The organism is Leptolyngbya sp. Heron Island J (assembly GCF_000482245.1).
In the GTDB taxonomy this organism is placed as follows: domain Bacteria; phylum Cyanobacteriota; class Cyanobacteriia; order Phormidesmidales; family Phormidesmidaceae; genus Leptothoe.
The window spans coordinates 19,138-28,219 of record NZ_AWNH01000007.1; the positions used below are offsets into that span (position 1 = coordinate 19,138).

Genomic DNA, 9,082 nt, shown 5'->3' on the forward strand with positions numbered 1-9,082 from the left:
GAAAATACGGAGGGCGTCGTATCTGACCCTCATGCTTGCGTCCTCATGCTTGCGTTCTTTACTACAGTCATGATTGGCCTGGAAGAGATAAGAGTCTCTTCCAGGCTGGTGTTTATTTATAAAGCAGTCATTCTTATTCATCAATGATTATTCAGAATTGTCCCGACTTCCTGGGCTGTTGCCTGAAAATTTCAAAGAAAATAATGCTGATTCAGTGATTGGGTATCTACCGTGATGATTTGAATGTTATTCAATAATATTTGTTCGAGAAAAAAATTGTGTCCAAGCCCCCAAACAAAGCCTTACTTGGTTGTTTAACGCTATTAACAACCTATTCTTCAGCGAACTTAGGTTATATTAGTGCTGCAGAAGTCAGTGTTGACCCTGATAACACGCCCAATGATAATACTCTAGACCCAGCGGTCACTCAGCAATCAGACGCTACAGAAACTTCTGGTGAGGCTCTTAATGCCCAGCGAATTATGCCAGATAATGAAGTGCAACCAGCGTTTGCCTCTCAATCGATTGCGGTCAGTGGTGGTGGGACAGACGAGTTGACACCTACAGAACAAGAGGATACCAGAGCTACTAGATTAGAAAATCTGGTCAGTACTGTCAGCCGTGATGTGTCTGCTAGAAACTCCCTGTTGAACGCGGATCGTTCAACAGAGGTGGGTGATAGTAATACACTTATAGAAACCGTTGTAACAGCTCCTGCAGAACAAACGATCAATGAGCTGAGGGATGAAGATTCTGTGCAGGAGTCTGAACAGAACTCGTCTAGGGTGCAAGCAGATGGCTTACCTTCAGAAGATGCGATTACGCCTGATGTTGTGGAGGATGTGGCTGTTAGTCAGAGCGATATCAAAGAGACTATTGTGGCAGCTAGAATTGTCGAGTCTGAGTCAGATAGCGTTACTGAAATTGCGCAGTTGCCGCTAGAGCCGCCGATTGTAACGCCAAGCCCCCAAGATCAAGAGGTTATTGAGCAATTACTTGACGGTGTGCCAGCGAGTACAAATATTCCTACGCCTTATCGTAGTTCGCCGGCAATTACAATTTCTAACCCCTCTGGTTTTGGTGCTGACAACTTTACAGGATTTGTGGGTGTAGGCTATCAAGAACGAACCCGCTTTGGCAACAAGGATGATGGTGGGTTAGTTGTGGGTATTGGTTTGGGTGATGCCCGTGAAAATATTGGTGTGCAGCTATCCTATACGGTGGCCAGTTTTGGCGGCAGTCGAGATTTTGGCACCGGTGGTTTTAATGCCAAGCTCCATAAGCGATTGGCTGATGATTGGTCAGTGGCCTTGGGCTGGGAAGGCTTTGCTACAACTGGATTTGTTGACTTTGAAGATTCAATTTATGGCTCTGTTTCTCATCTGATCCGTACCCGCGACAGCATTACCAAGCCATTTAGCCGGGTGGCGTTGACGGCTGGAGTGGGCAGCGGTCGTTTTCGTACAGAAGACGATGTTTTTGACGATCGCGATAGTGTGGGGGTGTTTGGTAGCATGGCTGTCCGTGTGGCAGAACCTGTCAGTGCCATTGTGGAGTGGACAGGACAGGATCTGGCAGCAGGGTTGTCCATTACACCGTTTAGGGATGTACCAATTGTACTACTACCCGCTGTTCGAGACATTGCTGGAGCAGGGGATGGTGGCCGTTTTGTGATGGGTGCTGGTTTTTCATTTCAATTTTAGATAGAGACCACTATAGAGGCACAAGATCAAAATGTTATTGCAAAAACAAGCAACCTCAACGAGCCCCTGTTGGAAAATGACGTTAGCCAGTGTGGTCGCGATCGCAACCCTTTGGCAACCTGCAGCTGGTTTGGCCCAAACGAATCAATCCGATGTTACTGGCCCGAATTTATCCGATGTGACCGGTCCAAATCTTTCCGATGTGACCGGCCCCAACCAGTCGGACAATACAGGCATTGACGGAGAACAAACTTTTAGAAATTCTAATGGAGATTTCGTCAGCCTATCTGAATTTTTCGAAGACTTTTTTGATACCTATGGTGAAGAATTAGGGATTGATCCTAACGCTAGTTTGGCTGACAAATTAAGACAGGCTGTGCGAGGATGCTCCGCCGAAAGTACGGGTGGTACTCGCCGGTTTGCCCGTAATCCAGGTGATAGTGCCCCGCCAGTGTCGTTAGCCTGTGAGGAGTTTAATCGTCTAGTTCAGTCAGCCAGACAGTCTTTAGACGAATATCCACAATCTCGCCCGCAAGCCAACACAGTTGAGCAGCGCTTGTGGTGAGCCTATCTCCATGCACACATCCCCAGGAAAATAAAAGAGTCAAAAGATGAGCAGATATTTTGAGTGTTTGACCCGCTCTGGCGGTAATGCCGCCATGGGTTTGGTAACTACAGCGACTGTGTTTGGCCTGTTGTCTACAGCTGCGCAAGCTCAAGAAACCTTTGATAATCGCGGTATTCGTCTGGCGGTAGATACTGTTGTCGAGTTTGAATTTTTAGAATCTAACGGCAGCTATCAATCTACGTTTGGCATCGTCAATTTACAAACTGGAGAGAAGTTTCCCATCTACAGTGAAGTGAGGAGTTCTGATACGCCTCAAGCGGTGAATCAACCTTCGGATTTTCAAGATGATACCGGTATTCAAAATCGGGATGATTTCCAAGGTACTCCCGGTGTGACCGTGCCTCAACCTTTGGAAGAGTTTCGGTTTGCCGCCAATACTGACTACAGTTTTTATCTAGAATCTTCGTTTAACGGTCGACCGGCTGGTGTTTTATATTCAACCAGTAGTCAAAATGCAGGTAATCGTCAGTATGCCAGGTTTGAGGGTCCGGTAGAAGATGTGATCGACGGTGGTTTATTGCTCCGTTGGGAAGATTCTGGGGCATTGTTGGTGGGTGATGCCAATACTGACTATGACTATGATGATTTCATTGTTCGTATTGGTGGCTATCTGCAATGGGATACGCCTTAAAGGGGATACCCAGCAGTTTTACTATGGGCAACTGTTTCTAACAACAGGTAATCAATGCGGTTAAGGGAGATCTCTTGACCGTATTTTTTATGGATTAAAAATGGCAATTATTGGGAGAGAATGTGTAAGCTAGGGCTACATGTTGCTAAGGACGGAAGAGTGAGGATGAAAGAATGAAGAAGATGCTTGCAGCAGTAACGATGCCAGGTTCTAAGGGGTAAGGATTTTATAAGATCCAAAAATTAATGTTGGAGAGACGTTGCATGCAACGTCTGTACATCCAATAGTGGAGCCTAATAAATTCTGATTTCTAAGGTGTTTTCTCGAAAAGGCTATGCCAGTTAAAGGTCCCCCTTTATGGAAGTATCTATGTTTTCCCAATCAGGCATATTGAAATCAGGCATATTGGGGCTGCCCCAATCCTGGCTATTGTGTATGCATAAGTTGGAGAGTAGTTCCTGTTTTCGAGCCCTCATCCTAAATCCTTCTCCCCCAGGGAGAAGGACTTTGAGGTCAGCCTCTTTTTTCCCTCAGGGAGAAAGGGGTTGGGGTTTTTGAGGACCTGGATCATTGGTAACTTCCTGACCAGAAATATCCTAAATTAATTGTCTTAACCAACTTCTCACCGGCTGTAGACCCGATGACAGAAAGGGCAGACCATCGCAAAATTCTGCATGTGGATATGGATGCGTTTTATGCATCGATTGAACAGCGTGATCATGTGGAGTATCGAGATCAGCCGGTGGTGGTGGGTGGTCGGCCAGAACAGCGGGGGGCGGTGGCGGCGGCGAGTTATGAGGCTAGACGCTATGGGATTCATTCGGCGATGCCGTCACGGATAGCGATACAGCGATGTCCCCATGTTATTTTTGTGCGACCTCGGTTTGATGTGTATCGAGGGGTATCGGAGCAAATTCGGACGATTTTTCGGGATTATACTGAGCTGGTTGAACCGCTATCTCTGGATGAAGCCTATTTGGATGTGACTGGCTGTGAGTCTGCGATCGCAACGGCTAAAGCGATCAAACAGCGGATTACCCAAACCACTGAACTGACGGCTTCCGCTGGTGTTTCCATCAATAAGTTTTTGGCCAAAATGGCGTCGGATGTGAATAAACCTGATGGGCTGTATGTGATTTTGCCAGACGATGCCATGGCCTTTATCGCTACGCTGCCAATCGAAAAATTTCACGGGATTGGTCCGGCCACGGCCCGCAAAATGAAGCAGTTGGGCATTGTTAGTGGAGCCGATTTGCAACAGTGGAGTGAGACTGACTTAGTGGCCCAATTTGGTAAAGTAGGCCATCATTATTTTCGGGTTGCCAATGCTCAGGATAATCGGCGGGTGGACCCCAATCGCATTCGTAAATCCATCGGGGCCGAACGCAGCTTTGCTGAAGACCTACGGTCTTTAGAGGCGATGAGTCAGGCTTTGGCCACCATTGTGGATGATGTGGAAGCTCGGCTGCTGAAGGCCAAGAAAATGGGCTATACCCTGACCCTAAAGATCAAGTATGCCAACTATCATCAAATTACCCGCAGTCGCACCGTGGATGTGCCAATGCAGCGGGCTGCTGATATGGGACCGCTGGCCCAGGCGTTGTTGGAGCATCATCTTGAGCCGCACCCTCAGGTGAGACTGTTGGGAGTGGCGATGGCAAACCTGGTACCGGCTGAAACGGTTGGGTTTCAGCAGCTATCGTTACTTTAAGCCGTCAACCACCTACTATTTGCCAAGCTTGAGGAAATCGGAGATGCTCAGGCTGTTTTTGTCGGGTGAGCTGCCATTGGTGCTAGCGGCGGCGGTGAGGACTTTGGCAGTCTCATCAGCGGTGTCAGGCGTTGGGTTGGGTGGTTCTGACTGGGACCCATAGCCGCCGTAGGAGTAGTATTTGTAGCCATTGCTGCTGGGAGAAACACCGTTGGCCACCAGCCCCAATACCGGCACTTTGGTAAAGCTGATGTTATCCATGGCGTGCTGGAGAATATTGCGATCGCATTTGTTCAGCCGAGAAACCAGAATTAAACCATCGGTATTAGCCGCAATCAACGTCGCATCCGCCAGACCCACCAGCGGTGGCGTATCATAAACCACCAGGTCAAACTGTTTATCTAACTGATTCATCAATAGCCGCATCCGCTTAGACGCCAGCAGTTTCACCGGATCGGGGGGGGCTGTACCGGCTGTGATCGCATAGAAATCCACAAACGGCATCGCCTTTTGCAGGACCTCATTGCCCGTAGCATTGCCCGAGAGCAAATCGCTAAGACCTTTATCATTGGTCAGCCCCAGCCGGTGATGAACTGTAGGGCGTCGCAGGTCCGCATCCACCAGCAGTACCCGTTTGCCCATAGTGGCAGCAGTTTGAGCCAGATGGCGAGCGATAGTGGATTTACCCTCATTGGGCATGGCCGAACTGATAATTACTGAGCGAATGGCCCGATCCGCACCCGTTAGCGACAGGTTTGTTTGCAACAATCGCATTGATTCCAAAAACTGTGAGCCACTATAGCCGTAATATCCATCGGTAGCCGAAGTACTCTTTTTACTCAGGCGTTGTTGTAGCCACTGACCCACACCATTGGATTGTTTTTGCTCAGTATCAAAATCTGACTGATAAGGCACTGTGCCTAACAGCGGCAGCTTCACTACCCGTTCCAGTTCCTCTACCGTGCGGCACACAGTATCCATTTTTTCCAGTAACAATGCAGCTCCAACACTGACTAATAAGCTGGCTACCAAGCCCAGCACAAAGCTACGTCTAGGATTGGGCGAGATCGGCTTTTCCGGTTGGGTAGGCGCTTCGATTAATTCCCAAGGAATCTCCGTTTGAGCTGCTTCAATCTGAAGTTGTTCGCGGGTTTCCAAAAATCGACTCAGGGCACCAACCGCAATTTCTAACTCCCGCTGCAGGTCGCTATACTCTCGCGCCAGGGTGGGTAGCTGGGTGAGCGTACTTTGCAGCTGGGCTTCGGCAGCAGCAATGGTGTCATTTTGGGTGGCCAACAGCTCGATCGCATTTTCAGCCTCGGCATATTTAGCATTTAACACCCGCTGAGCCTCTGCATCAATCACCGGCAGCATGCGGTCTCGCTTTTCCTGCAGCACCTGGATGGCAAGGCTACCGGGCTGAAACCGAGTTAGCTCAGTGGCAATTTCTGTTTCCACCTGGCGCAGCTCTTGAATCAGCTGCTGATAAACGGGGGCGCTTTGCAGCGCCACTTCGCTACCGCCTTGACTTTGCAACAGCTCGTAGTTGGTGATGGCCTGGGCCAGCTGCCGGTCTATTTCCAAACGCTGAGTGCTGAGCTGCTGAGCTTGGACATTAATCTGTTGATTTTGGGTGGTCGGATCAATAAAGTTATAGGCCTGGCGGAATCGCTCCAACTGACTTTGCAGCTCATCCACTCGTGTTTGTAACTCAGGCAGCTGCCGGTCAACAAACTGAATCCCCTGGCGGAGATTGGTCTGACGCTCATCCAGACTGTACTTTAAATAAACGGTCGAAAGTGCATCCAATGTAGCCTGGATTTCCACCGGGTCAGTGCCTTTGTAGCTCACCTCAATGATTTTGGTTTCCCCTACTCGCTTGATGGTGAGATTTTTGAGCAGGGTTTCATAATCGAGATCTGGATCGATAGTTTTTAACTCTGCTATTACCTGATCAATCAGTTCAGGGCTGCGTAAAACCTGCACCTGGGTTTCATAGTCCAGGCCCGATTGTTTAACCGGGGCGGCTTCGGCTAGTAGACCACTTAAGTCTGTGAAATTATCATCGGCGTTAACCGGCTCTACCAGAACTTCAAAGCTACCCTCATAGACCGGTTCCTGACGCAGGGTATTAAACATAACCGTGCCCATCACCCCGGCTGCCACCCCCGTGATCATGAGAGAACGTCGCCGGAGCACTGTCAGCAGCTGAGCCAAATCGAGCTCATCATCATCGTTTGCCCATGGCATTTGGGGTAGCTGGGATGCTTTGACCAGACTGTTGGCAGACGCACCGTTGGCTGAAGCAAGATTATCCATAGGGCAGTTTAAAGAAAGAGACTAGGATGCTAGTGAGAGTAAATGAGTAGAAAAAATAATTACCATTGCTGAGTTAGAGAATGAACCGATCTGCTAGAGATGCTACATGTCAGTATCTTTCAGATGAAAACATAGCTCGGATCAGCAACGGCAAATAATTAATATAGTGCGTCTGTTAGAACAGATTGCCGAACGGTAGAATCTGGAGGAAGGGACCGAGGATATTGCTGAGCCCATCGGTTAGACGGGCAGCGGCATTGGGATCAACCACCACAATATCGTTGTGTTGCAGGATAGGATTGCCCTCAGGATTGAGGCCCTGAGCTAAATCCACTTCAAAAGACTGCTGAGTGACGGTGCCGTCAGGATTTAACCGAATCAGAGCGACAGTCTCTTTGGCGCGACGATTAAAGCCACCCGCCGCCAGGACGGCCTGATTGAGCGTGGTGCTGGCAGCAACAGCGACAGGCCCCGGCTGCTCGACTTCACCGACCACATTAACAGCGATAGAATCCGGTGATAAATTAGTGGCTGTGAGTAGACTAATATCCTCTGAGCTGGCGGTTAGATTGGTCGGTACTACAATCGTGTCTCCCTCTTGCAAAATTAAATCCTGGTCGCGATCGCCAGATTCAACCAGCTGCCATAGATTAAGGGAAATGGTATTACTTTCTCCCAAGCGGGTGGTGCGTCTGACCTCGACCTGCCGCAGGTCGGCTAAAGGTTTAACTCCACCGGCCAGCTGCAAAGCCCGAGTGACCGTCAAGCGCCCCGGCTGCTGCACGATGTTAGCATCGCCATTATTAATAGACTGGCCCGATGTAGTGCGGGAGGCATAGTTATAGGTGCCTGGACGAAAGACTTCACCGACAACTGCGACACTAATGGCTTCTTCATCATCAGGACCAATGTTAGACAGAGCAATCTGTCGTGACATTTGCAGGTCGATTTCATCCATTTGAGTAATGGTGATGCTATCACCATCTCGCAACGGAAAATCTTGAGTCAGATCTCCCTGGGTCAGCAAGGCGGCTAAATCGCTGACGACCCGTTGAGTGCCGCCATTTTCCACCCGACGTTGAATTTCCACCCGCTTTAGATCCGCCGCCTGGGTAATGCCGCCCGCCAGCTTAATCGCTTCGATCAGACTGGGAAACTGTCCCTCTCCGCCTACGGGCAGGGTGTATTGTCCGGGGGCATGAATTTCTCCGGTCAGGGCAATACGCAGCTGCCGGGGTGTCAAAAGATTGACAGTAATTTGTGGATAACGAACTTCTGAGCGATATATTTCGCTGATGGCGAGTTCTGCTTGAGCCAGGGTCAGGCCACTGACCGATAGTTGGCCCACAGCCGGTAGATTAATGTTGCCATTGGCAAGCACCCGCTGCTCGCCACTATACTCAGGCACATTAAATACCTCAATGGTGATCAAATCACCCGGTCCTAACAAATAAACATCATTTAAGGTTGAAACCGATGCGGCCGGAACAGATAGAGTGGGCAGTACTGCCAGGGCGGGGCTACCTACGCTAGTCCCCAGGGCAAAACCTGTAATTAGAGCTGCTCGAACTAACGTTTTCAAATATCTGGACTTAGTCATGACAGGAAACGTAGAAGGCTAGAAACGATGCAAGGAAATACTGAAATGCGTAAAATAAACGTAGGTAGATCTGAACACCACAAACACTATTAAGAAAGCTGTTGCCGCCCTCTAGAGAAATGCTGGTGATCGCCTGTAATATCCGGAAAATCCCAAAATTTATAACGTTGCTCTATGTGTTTTATAGAGTTAGCAAAGGGTAGAAAGCCTGAGAGAGTTTGGTATGAATTTTTACGGGATATTTATGAGGATTTGGGCTGGGGGATGATAAGCGGTAGCCCTCATCCCCCCCGCCCCTTCTCCCCCAGGGGGAAGGGGAGCCCGAGTCAAAGTCCCTCGCCCTGGGGGAGAGGGATTTAGGGAGAGGGCAGAGGTTAGAGGTAGTCAGATTTTCCATTCCCCGCTCCTTCTCTCCCAGGGCGCTACGGTGTATACATAAGTCGGAGAATAGCTCTAGAGTTCGAGCCCACTCTGCGAGAAGAGCAAAGCT

At 49.2% G+C, this 9,082-nt stretch carries 6 protein-coding genes; 4 read left to right on the top strand and 2 right to left on the bottom strand.

The features are described from left to right. Positions 1 to 278: 278 nt before the first annotated feature. From N836_RS72700 to dinB, 4 genes are all read left to right on the top strand, one after another. Positions 279 to 1,703, top strand: a complete 1,425-nt coding sequence (locus N836_RS72700) for a hypothetical protein (protein ID WP_051394497.1) — start codon at positions 279 to 281, stop codon at positions 1,701 to 1,703. 31 nt (positions 1,704 to 1,734) lie between these two features. Further along, positions 1,735 to 2,268 (top strand): hypothetical protein, encoded by a 534-nt coding sequence (locus N836_RS41155; protein WP_023070340.1) that lies wholly within the window; start codon positions 1,735 to 1,737, stop codon positions 2,266 to 2,268. Positions 2,269 to 2,314: 46 nt separating this feature from the next. After that, on the top strand, positions 2,315 to 2,962 hold the full coding sequence (locus N836_RS41160; protein WP_023070341.1) for a hypothetical protein: 648 nt from the start codon (positions 2,315 to 2,317) through the stop codon (positions 2,960 to 2,962). Between the two features lie 640 nt (positions 2,963 to 3,602). Next, complete coding sequence (gene dinB, locus N836_RS41165; RefSeq protein ID WP_023070342.1) at positions 3,603 to 4,673, top strand: DNA polymerase IV; 1,071 nt, start codon at positions 3,603 to 3,605, stop codon at positions 4,671 to 4,673. Positions 4,674 to 4,688: 15 nt separating this feature from the next. Here the strand turns inward: dinB and N836_RS41170 are convergent, their stop codons facing one another. Next, positions 4,689 to 6,992, bottom strand: coding sequence for a GumC family protein (locus N836_RS41170; RefSeq protein ID WP_023070343.1), 2,304 nt, complete (start codon positions 6,990 to 6,992; stop codon positions 4,689 to 4,691). A 175-nt stretch (positions 6,993 to 7,167) separates the two neighbouring features. Continuing rightward, positions 7,168 to 8,592 carry an SLBB domain-containing protein gene (locus N836_RS41175; RefSeq protein WP_023070344.1) on the bottom strand — a complete coding sequence of 475 codons (1,425 nt, stop codon included), beginning with the start codon at positions 8,590 to 8,592 and terminating at the stop codon, positions 7,168 to 7,170. Positions 8,593 to 9,082: the final 490 nt, after the last annotated feature.